Source organism: Stenotrophomonas sp. NA06056, assembly GCF_013364355.1.
Classification (GTDB): Bacteria; Pseudomonadota; Gammaproteobacteria; order Xanthomonadales; family Xanthomonadaceae; genus Stenotrophomonas.
This window is the reverse complement of the sequence record NZ_CP054931.1, coordinates 3,476,034-3,490,532: the sequence shown is the minus strand read 5'-3', so window position 1 is coordinate 3,490,532 and position 14,499 is coordinate 3,476,034. Positions and strand designations below refer to the sequence as shown.

General features: G+C 67.4%; 13 protein-coding genes. 6 read left to right on the top strand and 7 right to left on the bottom strand.

What is annotated here, in order from left to right:
* The first annotated feature begins 302 nt into the window (after positions 1-302).
* On the top strand, positions 303-2,042 hold the full coding sequence (locus tag HUT07_RS15800) for a S8 family peptidase (protein WP_176021696.1): 1,740 nt from the start codon (positions 303-305) through the stop codon (positions 2,040-2,042).
* A gap of 306 nt (positions 2,043-2,348) precedes the next feature.
* Here HUT07_RS15800 and HUT07_RS15795 read toward each other — a convergent pair whose 3' ends face one another.
* The 3 genes from HUT07_RS15795 to wrbA all read right to left on the bottom strand — a co-directional run bounded on the left by HUT07_RS15795 (position 2,349) and on the right by wrbA (position 3,839).
* On the bottom strand, positions 2,349-2,834 hold the full coding sequence (locus HUT07_RS15795) for an asparaginase domain-containing protein (RefSeq protein WP_025879135.1): 486 nt from the start codon (positions 2,832-2,834) through the stop codon (positions 2,349-2,351).
* Positions 2,835-2,913: 79 nt separating this feature from the next.
* Complete coding sequence (locus tag HUT07_RS15790) at positions 2,914-3,249, bottom strand: DUF2069 domain-containing protein (protein ID WP_176021695.1); 336 nt, start codon at positions 3,247-3,249, stop codon at positions 2,914-2,916.
* Positions 3,246-3,839 (bottom strand): NAD(P)H:quinone oxidoreductase, encoded by a 594-nt coding sequence (gene wrbA, locus HUT07_RS15785; RefSeq protein ID WP_093818977.1) that lies wholly within the window; start codon positions 3,837-3,839, stop codon positions 3,246-3,248. Before wrbA ends, HUT07_RS15790 begins: the two co-directional genes overlap by 4 nt.
* Before the next feature lie 77 nt (positions 3,840-3,916).
* On the opposite strand from wrbA, the gene HUT07_RS15780 reads away from it, so the two are divergent.
* Positions 3,917-5,191, top strand: a complete 1,275-nt coding sequence (locus tag HUT07_RS15780; protein WP_176021694.1) for a YihY family inner membrane protein — start codon at positions 3,917-3,919, stop codon at positions 5,189-5,191.
* Positions 5,188-5,751, top strand: coding sequence for a TlpA disulfide reductase family protein (locus HUT07_RS15775; RefSeq protein WP_176021693.1), 564 nt, complete (start codon positions 5,188-5,190; stop codon positions 5,749-5,751). The genes HUT07_RS15780 and HUT07_RS15775 overlap by 4 nt, the downstream gene beginning before the upstream one ends.
* A 588-nt stretch (positions 5,752-6,339) precedes the next feature.
* Here the strand turns inward: HUT07_RS15775 and ppk2 are convergent.
* From ppk2 to hemA, 4 genes are read right to left on the bottom strand one after another with little or no spacing between them, the layout of a single operon-like run.
* Complete coding sequence (gene ppk2 / locus HUT07_RS15770) at positions 6,340-7,122, bottom strand: polyphosphate kinase 2 (RefSeq protein WP_176021692.1); 783 nt, start codon at positions 7,120-7,122, stop codon at positions 6,340-6,342.
* A 46-nt stretch (positions 7,123-7,168) separates the two neighbouring features.
* Positions 7,169-8,875 carry a tetratricopeptide repeat protein gene (locus tag HUT07_RS15765; protein ID WP_176021691.1) on the bottom strand — a complete coding sequence of 569 codons (1,707 nt, stop codon included), beginning with the start codon at positions 8,873-8,875 and terminating at the stop codon, positions 7,169-7,171.
* 5 nt (positions 8,876-8,880) lie between these two features.
* On the bottom strand, positions 8,881-9,963 hold the full coding sequence (gene prfA / locus HUT07_RS15760) for a peptide chain release factor 1 (RefSeq protein ID WP_176021690.1): 1,083 nt from the start codon (positions 9,961-9,963) through the stop codon (positions 8,881-8,883).
* Positions 9,941-11,224: a glutamyl-tRNA reductase gene (gene hemA, locus HUT07_RS15755; RefSeq protein ID WP_176021689.1), complete on the bottom strand. Its 1,284-nt coding sequence runs from the start codon at positions 11,222-11,224 to the stop codon at positions 9,941-9,943. Before hemA ends, prfA begins: the two co-directional genes overlap by 23 nt.
* Positions 11,225-11,287: 63 nt before the next feature.
* On the opposite strand from hemA, the gene HUT07_RS15750 reads away from it, so the two are divergent.
* Genes HUT07_RS15750 through ispE form a run of 3 tightly spaced genes read left to right on the top strand, consistent with a single transcriptional unit; the run spans position 11,288 to position 14,495 of the window.
* Positions 11,288-12,973 (top strand): tetratricopeptide repeat protein, encoded by a 1,686-nt coding sequence (locus HUT07_RS15750; protein WP_176021688.1) that lies wholly within the window; start codon positions 11,288-11,290, stop codon positions 12,971-12,973.
* Positions 12,970-13,629: a lipoprotein insertase outer membrane protein LolB gene (lolB, locus tag HUT07_RS15745; protein ID WP_176021687.1), complete on the top strand. Its 660-nt coding sequence runs from the start codon at positions 12,970-12,972 to the stop codon at positions 13,627-13,629. The genes HUT07_RS15750 and lolB overlap by 4 nt, the downstream gene beginning before the upstream one ends.
* On the top strand, positions 13,626-14,495 hold the full coding sequence (gene ispE / locus HUT07_RS15740; RefSeq protein ID WP_176021686.1) for a 4-(cytidine 5'-diphospho)-2-C-methyl-D-erythritol kinase: 870 nt from the start codon (positions 13,626-13,628) through the stop codon (positions 14,493-14,495). Before lolB ends, ispE begins: the two co-directional genes overlap by 4 nt.
* Positions 14,496-14,499: the final 4 nt, after the last annotated feature.

The window sequence follows — 14,499 nt, the reverse complement described above, 5'->3', positions numbered from 1 at the left end:
ATGTCAGCAAAGACATGGCGAGACAGGACATTCCGCAGTCAGGTCTGTGCAGGTGGCGCGAAAGTTCCTTCACCTTCACAAACCCTCGACCCGGAAAGTCTCAGATCCAACATTTCATCTTGCTGAAAAGACGCTGAAAATCTTGTGGTGTCCGGTTTGAGCCACTAGCGTCATCAACACAGCGGATGTTCAGGGGACTCCGCTGGCTCGCCGGACCCGAACCTCGCCAACGCAAGCCAGCCCACGGTTCAGGCCGGTGCTTCTGCCGATTCCGGCATTCCTACCATTAGAAGGGAAATCCGATGTCCCAGGTAACGCAACCGCGTGTGCGTCGTGTGTGGGTGGTCCTTGGTGCGTCCGTTCTGTCATCGCTGCTGCTGGCCACGCCTGCGCTGGCCGGTGATGTCCAGCTCAGCGGCCTGCAGTCCGCGCAGACCCACGAGCGATTCATCGTCAAGTTCCGCGACGGCAGTGCGCCGGTGGCCAATACCACCGCGCTCGCATCCTCGCTGAAGACTGCCGCTGCAGGCATCGCCAGCAGCCAGGGCCGCGCGCTGGGCCTGCAGCAGGTCCGCAAGCTCGCTGTCGGCGCCACCGTGGTCAGGACCGACCGGGCGCTGGACCAGGCCGAGTCGGAACTGCTGATGCGCAAGCTCGCCGCCGACCCGAATGTGGAATACGTGGAAGTCGATCAGATCATGCGCGCGACGCTGACCCCGAACGACACGCGCTTCAGCGAGCAGTGGGGCTTCGGTACGTCCAATGCGTCGATCAACGTGCGCCCGGCCTGGGACAAGGCCACGGGCACTGGCGTAGTCGTGGCCGTGATCGACACTGGCATCACCAACCATGCCGACCTCAACGCCAACATCCTTCCCGGCTATGACTTCATCAGTGACGCTGCGATGGCGCGCGATGGCGGTGGCCGCGACAGCAATCCCAACGACGAGGGTGACTGGTACGGCGACAACGAGTGCCAGGCCGGTTACCCGGGCTCGAACTCCAGCTGGCATGGCACTCACGTGGCAGGCACGGTCGCCGCGGTGACCAACAACAGCACTGGCGTGGCCGGTACCGCATTCAATGCCAAGGTCGTGCCGGTGCGCGTGCTCGGCAAGTGCGGCGGCTACACCTCCGACATCGCCGACGCCATCGTCTGGGCCTCCGGCGGCACGGTCAGCGGTGTACCGGCCAACGCCAATCCGGCGGAGGTCATCAACCTCTCGCTCGGCGGCGGCGGCAGCTGCTCGACCACCTACCAGAATGCCATCAACGGCGCGGTCGGCCGTGGCACCACCGTGGTGGTCGCTGCGGGCAACAGCAACACCAACGTGTCCTCGTCGGTCCCGGCGAACTGCCCGAACGTGATCGCGGTGGCGGCGACCACCTCGGCCGGTGCACGTGCCAGCTTCTCCAACTACGGCACCGGCATCGACATCTCCGCACCGGGCCAGGGCATCCTGTCCACCCTCAACAGTGGCACCACCACGCCGGGCAGTGCCAGTTACGCGTCCTACAACGGCACCTCGATGGCGGCACCGCACGTGGCTGGCGTGGTCGCGCTGATGCAGTCGGTGGCACCGAGCCCGCTCAGCCCGGCGCAGGTGGAGAGCATCATCAAGAGCACCGCGCGTCCGTTGCCGGGTGCGTGCTCGGGTGGTTGCGGCGCCGGCATCATCGACGCCGACGCTGCGGTGACCGCTGCGATCAACGGCACCACGCCCAACCCGGGTGGCACCGTGCTGCAGAACAACGTACCGGTCACCGGCCTCGGCGCGGCCAGCGGCGCATCGCTCAGCTACACCGTCAACGTCCCGGCTGGCAGCGCGCAGCTGCGCGTGGCGATCAGCGGCGGCAGCGGTGATGCCGACCTGTACCTGCGCCAGGGCAGTGCCCCGACCGACACCGTCTACACCTGCCGCCCGTACCTGAGCGGCAACAACGAGACCTGCACCGTCAACAGCCCCGCTGCCGGCGTATGGCACGTGCGGGTGAAGGCGTACAGCACCTTCTCGGGCGTGACCCTCAACGCCCAGTACTGAGCCCAAGCCCCTCTCCATGGGCACGCCCCGGCTTCGGCCGGGGCGTTTTTTTTAGGGGCGGCGAAGCGGAGAGAGCAATGTGCAGCAGTGCATTTGCTCTTGCTCTGCCCTTGACCTTGCTGGCCGCGCGCGATGATCTGTCAGGAGGGGGTGATCCCCCCGACGCAGGACCGTTGGCGCCAAGGATGGCGCCATCGAGCCCCCAGGGATGGGTTTACGGCGTGTCCTGCGTCGGGGGGATCACCCCCTCAACCCAGCAGCAACCAAAACGCTGAACCCATCCGCGCGACAGCGCGCCTTGATCCCTCAAACCGACTCGAACCGGTTCGCCGCCACGTTCTTGCGCACATGCTGCGGATCGAAGATCCGGCCATTCATTGCGATGAACACCCCCACCGGCAGCGACTGCACCGCACCGATCGCGCAGCCGATGTTGAACTCCGCGTCCGAACCACGGAAACGCGCCGGGCTCAGTGCGCCGGTCATCACGATGGTCTTGTCGGGAATCGTCGCCAGCACCTTGCCGGTCTGCACCATCGAATCGGTGCCGTGGGTCACCAGCACATGGCGGGTGGGCTGCGCAGCGATCGTCGCGCGGATCAACTCACGATCGTCGTCGTTGATGTGCAGCGAATCCTTGCGCAGGATCGGAATCACGTTGAAACGGAACGTGACCCCCAGTTCGCGCAGGATCATGCCGATCTGCGGGTCGCCGATCTGGTAGTCCGACTTGTCGTCGAAATAGATCTTGTCGATCGTGCCACCGGTGGTGACGACCAGGAGCTCTTCCATCATGTGCATGCGCGAAACCAAGGCAGGTACAGCGGCGCTGGGCCGGGACTGCAGATGATACGGCCCGCCGGGCGCAGCGTCAGCGCCGCCGCCCGAAACGGGCGCGCAGGCCGGGCAGACTGGCCGAGAAGATCACCAGCAGCGCCAGCACGATTTCGAGGAGTGCCAGCCAGCGGGTCTCGGGATGGCTCCAGGCGCTCATTACGCCGTGGCTGAACCAGCCCAGCGCCAGCACCGCGGCCCAGAAACCGGCCTTGCGCCAGCCCAGGCGCAGGGCGATGGCCAGCGCCAGCGGCGGTGCAGTGAACACCAGCTGGGTGGCCAACCAGTGTTTGTCGTTGATGAACCAGCCGGCAAACAGCGCCGCCAGCCCCATCAAGGCCAGCAGCAGCACGGTGCGCGGCGCGCTGCTCATCGCGCCAGCCGCTGCGCGATGTCGGCCACACGCCGCCCCAGCGCGCGTGCCAGCACCGCTTCATCGTCGGTGGGTTGCGGGTCGTCGGCGGCGCCCGCTACGTGGCTGGCACCATACGGTGTGCCGCCACTGGTGGTGTGGCTCAGTGCCGGCTCGGTGAACGGAATGCCGACGATCAGGCAGCCGTGGTGCAGCAGCGGCACCTGCATCGACAGCAGGGTCGACTCCTGGCCGCCATGCATCGACGCGGTGGACGTGAACACCCCGGCCGGCTTGCCCGCCAGCGTGCCGTTCACCCATTCGGCGCCCAGCCCATCGAGGAAATGCTTGACCGGCGCGGCCATGTTGCCGAAACGGGTAGGGCTGCCAAGCAGCAGTCCCTGGCACTCGACCAGGTCCTGCACGCTTACATAAGGCGCGCCATCGTCCGGCACCGGCGGCTGCGCGGTCTGGGTGACGGCAGCCACCGGTGGCACCGTGCGCAGCCGTGCAGCCATGCCCGGCACCTCGCCGATGCCCCGCGCGATCTGGCGCGCCAGCCGTGCCACCGAACCGCCGCGGCTGTAGTACAGCACCAGGATTTCGCCCATCGCGCCCAGCTCTCCTCATCGTGTGGACACCAGTATGGCTATCCTGCACCGATTCCGCATCGGGTACCCTTGCGCCGATGGAACCTTTGGATACGCTCAATTTGTGGATGGAGCGCGCGCGGGATCGCGCACGCGCCGCCAGCTTCGGCCGCTTCCTGTGGCGCCGCTTCCTCGACGACCGCCTGTTCCAGGCGGCCGCCGCGCTGGCCTACACCACGGTGTTCGCGCTGGTGCCGTTGGCGATCGTGGTGTTCGGCGTGCTCTCGGCCTTCCCGGTGTTCGATCGCTGGAGCGACCAGCTCAGCGACTACGTCTTCTCCAACTTCGTGCCCAACGCCGCGCGCGCCGCCGAGGGTTACCTGCGGCAGTTCTCGGCCAGTGCCGGCCAGCTCACCGCCGCCGGCTTCATCGCCCTGGTCATCTCGCTGCTGATCACCCTCAACAGTGTTGAAGAGACCTTCAACCAGATCTGGCGAGTCGGTAGCAGCCGGCCGCGGCTGACCCGCTTCCTGGTCTACTGGACGGTGCTGACCCTCGGCGCGATGCTCGCCGCTGCGTCGCTGGCCGTGTCGGCGAGGGTATTCGCGATGCCGCTGTTCGGCACGCAGGAGGGACGCTGGCTGGCCGATCTTGCACTGCGGCTGGCGCCGATCCTGATCGAATTCGTGTGCATCACCCTGATGTTCCGGGTAGTGCCACACCACACCGTGAAGTGGCGCCACGCGATTCCAGGCGCGATTCTCGCTGCGGTGATCCTCGAGCTGGTGAAGTGGGGCATCGGCGCCTACCTGGGCAGCTTCCAGTCCTATCAGAAGCTGTATGGCACCGTGGCCTTCGTCCCGATCCTGCTGCTGTGGATCTACCTGTGCTGGGTGGCCGTGCTGTTGGGCGCGTCGCTGGCGTCGTCGATGGCGGCCTTCCGCTACCAGCCGATAGAACTGCGCCTGCCGCAGGGCTACGAGTTCTATGGCCTGCTGCGTTTGCTCGGGCGCTTCCAGCACGCACGCGCCAAGGGCAAGGGGCTGGCCGACGACGAGATCCTGCGGCTGGAGCCGATGCTGACCGACTCGCTGCTGCAGGACCTGGCCTGCAACCTGGAGGGCATCGGCCTGCTGCGCCGCGATGAGCGCGGCGAGTGGCTGCTGGCCCGTGACCTGGACCAGGTCAGCCTGGGCGATCTGTACGAATGTACACAGCTGCGCATTCCAGTGGCCGAACAGCACCTGCCTTACCGCGATGACGGCCTGGGCAAGGCCGCACTGGCTGCGCTGGACGAGTTGCGCCTGCCGCTGCGTGAACGCCTCAAGCGTCGCGTCAGCGACATCTACCCTGATTCTGGAGACACTCCATGACCCGCAAGACCCCGTTGCTGCTGGCCGCGCTGTTGGCCCTGGCCGCCTGCAAACCTGCACAGGAGCCGACCCCGGCCAGCAGCCAGCCGCCGGCACAGGCACCGACCCCGGCCGCCCCGGCGCCGGTTGAGGACACGCCCGCCGAGCGCGTCACCGCCGAGTTCCCGACGCTGAAGATGAAGGCGGTCGATGGCAGTGATTACGATCTGGCCGCGCATCGTGGCAAGTGGGTGGTGGTGAATTTCTGGGCGACCTGGTGCGCGCCTTGCCGCAAGGAAATGCCCGAGCTGTCGGCGTTGCATGCCATGCGCAGCAACATCGAAGTGGTCGGCCTGGCCTATGAGGACATCGAGGCGCCGGAGATGCAGTCGTTCCTGACCAAGCATCCGGTGACCTATCCGATCGTGATCGTCGATCCGTTTGATCCGCCGGCCGACTTCGCCACCCCACGCGGCCTGCCGCTGACCCATCTGATCGACCCGCAGGGCAAGCTGGCGCACAGCTTCCTCGGCCCGGTCACCGCCGCCGACATCGAACAGCAGATCGCGGCTGCCAAATAAGGGGGTGCTCGGCAGGGCTGCGCCCTGCACCCGCCACCCGCGGTAGTGCCGGCCGCTGGCCGGCAACCTCAACAACAACAGCCGAAGCAACAGCAACAGCGGCGATCCGTGGGATGGCGGGGTGGGTCCGGTTGCGGGGGACGCTGCAAGTACGTCCATGTAAGCTCGGTCGCCGCATCCATGCGGCTCACGCCCCCGCAACCGGACCCACCCCGCCTTCGACAGATTCCCGCGATCTGTCGGAATGTCATGGCCTGTTCTTGGTGTGTGTCGGCCTTGGTCGACACGTAGATCCACGCCATGCGTGGATGTTCTTCGTTCAATTGTCGAAATATTCGATTTCGATGGAGATTCATTCACGCATGGCGTGAATCCATCAGCCACCGGAAATCTGTCGAAGGTGGGGCGGTGTCGGATTGCGGGGTGTCCGCGGCATGGATGCCGCGGCCAAGCCTACAAGGACGTACTTGCGGCGTCCCCGCACTCCGACACCGCCCCGCCATCCCACGTGATACCCGCTTTCGCTGTTGCTTCGGCTGTTGCCGTTGCCTGTAGCAGGTGCAGGGCCGCAGGCCCTGCCGACCCACCCTAACCCTCGACCGGAAAATCCTCGATCGGCTTCAGCACGTCGTAGTGCTCGCGATGCAGCTTGCCCTTCAGCTTCGGCAGCTCCGGCAACGGTGCATCCACCCGCGTGTCCGGCAGCCGGTCCAGCAGGTTGCGGGCGAGGGTCAGGCGACCCAGCCGCTGGTCGTTGAAATCCACCAGCGTCCACGGCGCACCGTCGCGATGGGTGGCGCGCAGCATCGCCTCGCGCGCTTCGGTGTACGCGCTGTACTTGCTGCGCGACTTCAGGTCCACCGGCGACAGCTTCCAGCCCTTCAGCGGATCGACGTGGCGTTCGGCAAAGCGCTTCTCCTGCTGCTCCTGGTCCACGCACAACCAGTACTTGAACAGCAGGATGCCGTCATCCACCAGCAGCTGTTCGAATACCGGTGCCTGGCGCAGGAACTGCTGGTATTCGGTCTCGCTGCAATAGCCCATCACCCGTTCCACGCCAGCGCGGTTGTACCAGCTGCGGTCCATCAGCACGATTTCGCCAGCGGCCGGCAGATGGGTGGCGTAGCGCTGGAAATACCACTGCGTGGCTTCGCGGTCGGTGGGTTTGGGCAGCGCCACCACCCTGCATTGGCGCGGGTTGAGGTGCTCGCTGATGGCCTGGATGGCGCCGCCCTTGCCGGCGGTGTCGCGTCCTTCGAACAGTACCAGCAGGCGTTGTCCGCTGTGCTGCACCCAGCGCGCCATCGCCGCCAGTTCCAGCTGCAGTGGCTGCAGCAGTTCGTCGTATTCCTTGCGCTTGAGCTTGGCCATCGTCATACCACGCGGGAGGGAAGCCCGAGCGTAGCGCAGGGCGATGTCAGGGCGTGTCGAGGTCCTGCCAGCCGTGTTCGCGGGCCAGCTGCTGAAGCAGTGCGGACAGATCGCGTGCGAAGGCCGCCATGTCGAACAGGCCGCTGCGCTCGCGTGCCTGCGCAAGTTCTGCGCGCACAGCGGCCAAGGCGGCTGGATCGTTGCCGAGTGCACTGGCGGAGGCGACGAATGCCGCATCGTCGGTGACGTTCATGTGGTCCAGCCCCAGCTGATGGTTGAGGCTGCCGGCCACGCGCGCGGCGAAGGTATCGCCGGGGCAGGTCAGTACCGGGCAACCAGCCCACAGTGCATCCGATGCGGTGGTGTGCGCGTTGTACGGGTTCGTATCCAGGAACAGATCGGCCAGCTGATAGCGGGCCAGGTACTGCGGATGGGGAAGCTTGGCCATGAACACCAAGCGCGCCGGATCCAAGCCAGCAGCCTGCGCGGCGATACGCAGGCGGGCATCGGCGTGGCCGGGGCCGGACAGCAGCCACAGCACGCTGCCGGGGACTGCCTGCAGCACCGCGAACGCGCGGCCCATGCTGCGCGGGTTGAGCTTGTAGCTGTTGTTGAAGCAGCAGAACACCACGCCCTGCGCGGGCAGCCCGCATGCCGTGCGGTCCGGTGCCGGTTCCAGCAGACGGGTGTTGTCCGAGGGCTGGAATGCACGCGGCAGGCGCAGTACACGTTCGCTGTAGTGCGCTTCCATCGAGGGCGGCAGCGTGAAGGGGTCGGCGATCACGGCATCCAGCCACGGCGCACCGGAGGTGCCGGGGTAGGCCAGCCAGTTGAGCTGCAGCGGGGCAGGGCGCATCGCCAGTACTTCCGGTGTGCCGCCGCCGCCCCAGCCGCGCAGGTCGAACAGCAGGTCGATGCCCTGTGCACGGATGCGCGCGGCGGTATCGGCATGGCGCAATCCCGCCACGTCATGCAGCCGGGTGGCGGTCCGCAGGCGTTGGCGGATGCGGCTGCCATCGTCGGCGTTGAGCGCGAACAGATGCAGGTGCAGGGCCGGGTCCTGGCTCATATGTTCCAGCAGCGCCACCGTCAGCAATCCGGTGGGATGAGCGCCGAAACCGTTGGACAGGAAACCCACGCGAAGTGGACCTCGTTTGCGCAGCTTCACCGGCGGCAGTGGCCGCACCGCAGCAGCGACAGCGGCCGCGCGCGCTCGGGCACAGGCCAGCTGTTCGGCCGCGCTGGCGTCTTCGCTGAGAAACGCAAAGGGTTCCACCACGCCCTGACCGGACACCAATGCGCCGCGCACCCGCGTGGCCAGCACATCCACGTCCTGCCAATCGCATAGGCGACGCTGCCAGGCGAGGCGTTGTGCGGCGATATAGGGCTCATCGGGCATCAGGGCATGCGCGCGGCGATAGGCCGCGGATGCGCCCTCTGCATCGTTGGCATCTTCCAGCGCATGCCCCAGCCACAACGCAATGCCCGGGTGCTCCGGTGCCAGCGCGGAGGCCTGGCCAAGCAGTTTGGCGGCATCGGCATGCGCCCCCGCCATCCACGCTACCCGGCCCAGCCGGGCAAGTGCTTCAGGATGGTTGGGCCGCAGCTGCAGCGCGCGTCGCGCGGCCTGCTCGCCGGCCGCAATGTCACCGGCTTCCAGTTCCAGATCGGCCAGCATCACCCAGGCGACGAAGTCGCCGGGCTGGCGCGTGATCGCCTGCTGCAGTTGCTGCCGCTGCTGCCAGGCCGACACGCGGGTCAGCCCGCCGAAAGCTGGGCCAGGGCGTCGACCTGGTGTTCGTGGCTCAGACGCTGCAGCAGTGGGTCCAGATCGCCGGCCAGGACGTTGGGCAGGTCATACAGGGTCAGCCCTTCCACGCGGTGGTCGGTGATCCGGCCCTGCGGGAAGTTGTAGGTGCGGATGCGCTGGCTGCGGTCACCGCTGCCGACCTGCAGGCGCCGTGATTCAGCCTGCGCCGCGTCGTGGCGCTGGCGCTCGGCATCGAGCAGCTGTGCCTTCAGCCGCTTCATCGCCTTGTCGCGGTTGGCGTGCTGGCTGCGCTCGGTCTGGCATTCGACCACTACGCCACTGGGCACATGGGTGATGCGGATCGCCGATTCGGTCTTGTTGACGTGCTGGCCACCGGCGCCGGATGACCGGAACGTATCAACCTTCAGGTCGGCCGGGTTGATGACGATCTCGTCGACTTCGTCTGCTTCCGGAATGATCGCCACGGTTGCCGCCGAGGTGTGGATGCGGCCCTGCGATTCGGTGGCCGGCACACGCTGCACGCGGTGCGTGCCCGATTCGAATTTCAGGCGCGAGAACGCGCCTCGGCCGACCACGCGCGCCACCACTTCCTTGTAGCCGCCATGTTCACCGGGATTGTCCGATTCGATCTCGACCTTCCAGCCCTGTCGCTCGGCGTAGCGGGCGTACATGCGGAACAGGTCGCCGGCGAAGATCGCCGCCTCGTCGCCGCCAGTGCCGGCGCGCACTTCCAGGAACAGGTTGCCTTCATCGCGCGGGTCGCGGGGCACCAGCAGCAGCGCCAGTTCCTGCTCCAGTTCCTGCAGGCGGGCCTGTGCGTCGGCGATCTCCTCGTCGGCCAGCTCGCGCAGGTCCGGGTCGGCACGCATGCTTTCGGCCGCTGCCAGGTCGGCCTTGGCGCGTGCTTCATCGGCCAGTGCGGTGGCGATCGGTTCGAGCTGGGAAAACTCGCGCGAAAGATCGCGGAAGCGCGCGTTGTTGGCGACCACCTCCGGTTCGGCGAGCAGACGTTCCAGTTCTTCGCGGCGCTCGGCCAGCGCTTCCAACTTACGGCGCAGGGTCGGCGTCATCGGTTCTCACAGGTGGGTGGCGGTAACCCGGCGTGGCCGGGAACAGGCGCTCGGCGGCGCGGGTCAGGTCGGCATCGCCGCTGAGCGCGGCCGCACGCAGGGCGGCGGTCGGCGGGTGCAGCAGGCGGTTGGTCAAGCCGTGGGCAAGCAGTTCCAGCACTTCGTCGGCGGGCTTGCCGTTGGCCAGTTGCTGTCGCGCGCGTTCCAGCAGTTCGACCCGGGTGGCCTCGCCGAAGGCGCGCAGCTGTCGCAGTGGTGCCTGGTGGGCATTGGCCTGCAGCGTTTCGACGAAGCGCGAGACCTGCAGGTCAATGATCGTCTCGGCTTCGGCGGCGGCCTCGCGGCGGCTGCGGCGGTTGTCTTCCACCGCGCGCTCGAGATCGTCCACGGTGTACAGGAACGCATCCTTGAGCGTGGCAACGTCAGCTTCGATGTCGCGCGGCACGGCCAGGTCGAACAGCAGCATTGGTTTGTGCCGGCGCGCACGCAGGGCGTTGGCCACCGCGGCACGGTGGATCACCGGTTCACGGGCGGCGGTGGCCGAGAACACCACGTCGGCCTCGGCCAGGTGGCGCTCCAGCTCGGTCAGCGGCAGCGCCACGCCGCCATGGCGGCTGGCCAGTTCCTGCGCATGGGCCAGCGTCCGGTTGGCGATCAGCAGACGCCGCACCTTGCCTTCACTGAGGTGGCGCGCGGCCAGTTCGATGGTCTCGCCAGCACCGACCAGCAGCACGGTGGAATCATCCAGGCGGGCAAACGCGTTCTGCGCCAGACGCACCGCTGCTGAAGCCACCGATACCGGATTGGCGCCGACCTGGGTATCGGTACGTGCGCGCTTGGCCACCGAGAATGTCTGCTGGAACAGCCGGTCCAGGCGCTGGCCGAGCAGGCCATGGTCGCGCGCGGTCGACCAGGCATCCTTCACCTGGCCCAGGATCTGCGGCTCGCCCAGCACCATCGAATCCAGCCCCGTCGCCACCCGGAACAGATGGCGTACGGCATCGGCATCGGCGTGTTGGTACAGATAGCCCTGCAGGTCGCCGGCCTGGGCGTGCAGCCACTGGTCCAGTGCCTGCGCGGACTCGGCCACGGCATACAGCTCGGTGCGGTTGCAGGTGGACAGCAGCACCGCCTCGGCGATCTGCGGGGTATCGCGCAGCGAACCGAGCGCGCGCGGCAACGCGTCACCGGCGAAGGCTGCGCGTTCGCGCAGTTCCACCGGTGCGGTCTGGTGATTCAGTCCGAGCACCCACAGGGTCATTGTTCAGTTGCTTGCGATAAGCTGCTGGCCATTGGACGACATTTTAAGGCCCCGATGCCGACGATGCCCGCATTGATTCGCATCCCCAGTGTTCTGCTGCTGTCTTTGGCCTGCGCCCAGGCCCTGGCGGCGGTGCCCGCCAAGGCCCCTGCGCGGCCAGCGGTGACTGAGGAACTGGCGCTGGAGCCGGTCCTGGCAGGCGAATTCGCCCTGCAGGCGGGCAAGCTGGCCGAGGCCGCGCGCTGGTACCTGCAGGCCGCCCAGCAGACCGACGGCGACGCCGCCCTGGCCGAGCGGGCGACCCGCATCGCCATGCTGGCCAACGACGATGGGGCTGCGGCCAAGGGCCTGGCCCTGTGGCAGCAGCGTGCGCCGCGCTCTTTGGCGATGCGCAGCGCAGCCGGTGCACTGGCGATGCGCGAGGGCGATGTGAAGGCCGCGCGCAGCGAACTTCAGGCCTTGTTGCAGGAGCCGGGGGATGAGGGCTGGAAGTTCGCCTTGGGTGCCCTGATCGGTGGTGGCCGCGATCCGGCCGTGCCAGCCCAGGTGCTGGGCGAGCTGGTCGATGCCAACGCCATTCCCCAGAAGATCGAGGCCTGGCAGGAGTTTGGGCGCTTGGCGCTGCGCATGGAAAAGCCCGAACTGGCGCGGCGCATGATCGACGAGGTGGTCAAGCGCTTCCCCGAGGAGCCGCGCGTCGCCCTGCTGCGTGCCAGCCAGCTGCAGCAGGCCGGGCAGACCGACCAGGCACTGTCGCTGCTGCGCGGGGTGGAGCCGAAGACCCGCCAGGACCCCGAGCTGCGCAACGCGGTGGCCATCGCCTATGACAGCCTCGGCCAGCCGGCAGCGGCCGAGCGCGTGCTGGCGGTTGGCCCGCAGGATGTGCAGACGTGGGGCATGCGTGCCTCGCTGCTGGCCAAGCAGGGCGACAAGGCCGCGCTGTCCAATCTGTACAACGAGCTGTCGCGGCAGGCGGCCAAGCCGGACCCGGCGCAGCGCCTGTTGCTGGGCAAGATCGCCGAGTACCTCAAGCGCTACCCGGAGGCGGTCAACTGGTATCACAGCGTGCCTGGCGGCGATGAGCTGAATGAAGCGCGCCTGCGTGCGGCCAATGCACAGGGCCTGGCGGGTCGGCAGTCGCTGGCGCTGGAGGAAGTGCATGCGATCCAGTCCGATGCTGGCGTGGATGACGATGTGCGACGCGATGCGTATCTGCTGGAAGCCGAGCTGCGCCAGCGTGCCGATGATCTTCCCGGCGAGATCGATGCACTGGCCCGTGGCCTGGCTGCGTATCCGGACGAGAACGGCCTGTTGTATGCCCGTGCGCTGGCCTGGGAGCGTCGCGATGACATCGCCCGCGCCGAGGCCGACCTGCGCAAGATCCTGGTGACCGAGCCGGAGAACGTGCCGGCACTGAACGCACTGGGCTACACCCTGGCCGACCGTACCGGCCGCTACCAGGAAGCACTCGAGCTGATCGACCGCGCGCGCGTGGCCGAGCCGGACAACGCGGCCATCGTCGATAGTTATGGTTGGGTGCTGTATCGCCTTGGGCGCAGCGCCGACGCGCTGGTGCAGCTGCGCCGCGCCTGGACGCTGGCCAAGGACCCGGAAATCGCCGCCCACGTGGGCGAGGTGCTGTGGGTGCTGGGCAAGCACGATGAAGCCCGTCACTTCTTCGAGGAAGCGGCCCGGCTCGACCCTGAAAACCGCGCGCTGCAGCGCGCCCGCGAGAAATTCAATCCATGAGTGTTTCCACGATCCGGCCATTGCTGCTGGTGGCCGTGACCCTGGCCCTGAGTGCCTGTACCACCGTTGGCCGGCAGAAGACGCCGGCGCCGGCCGTGGTCACCACCGTTTCCGCCGAAGCGGCCGCTACCGAGGTCGCGCGTGTAGAAGCGTTGCGATCGGCATCGGACTGGAATTTCCAGGGCCGGGTGGCGGTCAGCAAGGGCAAGGACGGTGGCAGCGGCCGCATCGACTGGAAGCAGGAAGGCCAGCGCTATGTCGTTGAGCTGAGCGCGCCGGTGACCCGCCAGAGCTGGAAGCTGAGCGGTGATGCCCATCATGAAGCCGGGCGCCTGGAAGGACTGGCCGGTGGTCCGCGCGAGGGTGAAGACGCGCAGGCGCTGCTGCTGGAGGCCACCGGCTGGGATATACCGGTCAATCAGCTGCCGGACTGGGTACGCGGCCTGGTCGCTGGCGACAGCGCTGGGCCGGAAAAGATCGACCGCGATGCTGATGGCCGTCCGCGGCGCATGCAGCAGATGGGCTGGGTCATCCAGTACCTGGACTGGTATCCGGCCGAAGCCGGGCGTCCGGCCCTGCCGCGCAGGGTCGAAGCGGTCAATGGCGACGCCAAGGTGCGCCTGCTGGTCGACCAATGGGGTCAGGGCGCGCCATGAACGCGCGGGCGGATGACGCGGGCTGGTCCTGGTGGCCGGCCCCGGCCAAGCTGAACCTGTTCCTGCACATCACCGGCCGCCGTGCCGATGGCTACCACGAGCTGCAGACGGTGTTCCGCCTGCTCGACTGGGGCGACCGGATCGGCCTGCGCCTGCGTGAAGACGATCAGGTGCGGCGCCAGGGCGGGGGCCTGGCCGGCGTCGCAGAGGCGGATGATCTGGCGGTCCGCGCAGCGCGGATGCTCAAAGAAGCGGCAAATGTCGAGCAAGGTGTCGACATCATCGTCGAAAAGCATGTTCCGGCAGGCGGCGGTTTCGGCGGTGGCTCATCCGATGCGGCCACCGTGCTTGTGGTGCTGAACCGGCTCTGGGGCGCGGGCCTGGACGAAGACGCGCTGGCCGCGCTTGGCCTGCGTCTCGGCGCCGACGTACCGGTGTTCGTGCGTGGGCACAACGCCTGGGCCGAAGGGGTGGGCGAGCAGCTGCAGCCGATCACCCTGCCGCAGGCCTGGTATGTGGTCGTCGAACCGGGCGTTCATGTACCGACGCCACTGCTGTTCGCTGATCCGGATTTGACGCGCGACTGTCCACAGGCGAAAATAGAGGACTTCGCTTCCGGCACGCTGGTCGGGAACGTGTTCGAACCGGTGCTGCGCCGCCGTGAGCCTGCCGTCGAGGCCGTGCTTGCTGCGTTGAGCGACATCGGCACGGCACGACTGACCGGTTCGGGAAGTGGTTGTTTCGTCGAGTTCGATTCGCAGGCTGCCGCCGAGCAGGGACGAGCGAAGTTGTCGAAGGAGTTGCGGGCAAGGGTGGCTGCGGGCGTTGCACGTTCGCCACTGCTGGATGCACTCGAGCAACACTGATTCA

What these genes read in the sequence shown, in the direction of transcription:
- HUT07_RS15800 (WP_176021696.1), top strand. Translation starts at nt 303, where the DNA reads ATGTCCCAGGTAACGCAACCGCGTGTGCGTCGTGTGTGGGTGGTCCTT.
- HUT07_RS15795 (WP_025879135.1), bottom strand. Translation starts at nt 2,834, where the DNA reads ATGGAAGAGCTCCTGGTCGTCACCACCGGTGGCACGATCGACAAGATC.
- HUT07_RS15790 (WP_176021695.1), bottom strand. Translation starts at nt 3,249, where the DNA reads ATGAGCAGCGCGCCGCGCACCGTGCTGCTGCTGGCCTTGATGGGGCTG.
- wrbA (WP_093818977.1), bottom strand. Translation starts at nt 3,839, where the DNA reads ATGGGCGAAATCCTGGTGCTGTACTACAGCCGCGGCGGTTCGGTGGCA.
- HUT07_RS15780 (WP_176021694.1), top strand. Translation starts at nt 3,917, where the DNA reads ATGGAACCTTTGGATACGCTCAATTTGTGGATGGAGCGCGCGCGGGAT.
- HUT07_RS15775 (WP_176021693.1), top strand. Translation starts at nt 5,188, where the DNA reads ATGACCCGCAAGACCCCGTTGCTGCTGGCCGCGCTGTTGGCCCTGGCC.
- ppk2 (WP_176021692.1), bottom strand. Translation starts at nt 7,122, where the DNA reads ATGGCCAAGCTCAAGCGCAAGGAATACGACGAACTGCTGCAGCCACTG.
- prfA (WP_176021690.1), bottom strand. Translation starts at nt 9,963, where the DNA reads ATGACGCCGACCCTGCGCCGTAAGTTGGAAGCGCTGGCCGAGCGCCGC.
- hemA (WP_176021689.1), bottom strand. Translation starts at nt 11,224, where the DNA reads ATGACCCTGTGGGTGCTCGGACTGAATCACCAGACCGCACCGGTGGAA.
- HUT07_RS15750 (WP_176021688.1), top strand. Translation starts at nt 11,288, where the DNA reads ATGCCCGCATTGATTCGCATCCCCAGTGTTCTGCTGCTGTCTTTGGCC.
- lolB (WP_176021687.1), top strand. Translation starts at nt 12,970, where the DNA reads ATGAGTGTTTCCACGATCCGGCCATTGCTGCTGGTGGCCGTGACCCTG.
- ispE (WP_176021686.1), top strand. Translation starts at nt 13,626, where the DNA reads ATGAACGCGCGGGCGGATGACGCGGGCTGGTCCTGGTGGCCGGCCCCG.